Source organism: Acidovorax sp. KPB24-07, from assembly GCF_057543315.1.
This window is the reverse complement of the sequence record NZ_BAAJYS010000861.1, coordinates 1-718: the sequence shown is the minus strand read 5'-3', so window position 1 is coordinate 718 and position 718 is coordinate 1. Positions and strand designations below refer to the sequence as shown.

Sequence of the window (718 nt, the reverse complement as noted above, 5' to 3'; positions counted from 1 at the left end):
CACGGTGATCTTTTCGTTGCGGTCCACGGTCTCGGTGCGGTCGCGGTGGATGACGTTGGTCTCGTCCCGGTCGATGGTCTTGCGCCGGTCGTTCCCGACCCACTTGTCCTCGTCGTTCTCCACTTCGGTGAGCTGGTCCTTTTGCGCATGCAGCCACAGCTGCTCGGCCCCGGCCTTGTCCTCAAAGCGGATGGCGTTGGCATCGCCCGCGCCGTTCTTCAGTCCGTCGCCGAAGGCCCCGCCCTTGCTCGATTTGGTCTTGATGCCCGACTGCGTGGCGTTGGCCGGCAGCGCCCACGGCGGCATGTTGTCGGCGTTGTACACGCAGCCGGTGATGAGGGGGTAGTCGGGGTCGCCGTTGAGGAAGTCGACCACGACTTCCATGTTGATGCGCGGGATGAACAGGGCCCCGAAGCCGGAGCCGGCCCAGCTGCTGGAGACCCGCACCCAGCAGCTGGAGTTCTCGTTCATGGCGCCCACCCGGTCCCAGTGGAACTGCACCTTGACGCGCCCGTACTGGTCGGGCCAGATCTCCTCGCCCGGCGGGCCGACGACGACGGCGGTCTGCGGGCCGGTGGTCCTGGGTTTCGGCGTGGTGCGCGCGGGGGTGTAGGGCACGCTGGTGGGCTGGGCCAGCAGGGTGAACCGCTGGAACGAGCCTTCTTCCTGCGCCGTGCCCTTGGGGCCCGGGGCCGCAGCGCTGACCTGGGGGTTTTCC

At 68.1% G+C, this 718-nt stretch carries 1 protein-coding gene; it reads right to left on the bottom strand.

Annotated elements, in window-relative coordinates; genetic code table 11:
- A partial coding sequence (locus AC27IQ_RS26320) for a type VI secretion system Vgr family protein (RefSeq protein WP_487091415.1) occupies positions 1–718 on the bottom strand: 718 nt, incomplete at both ends.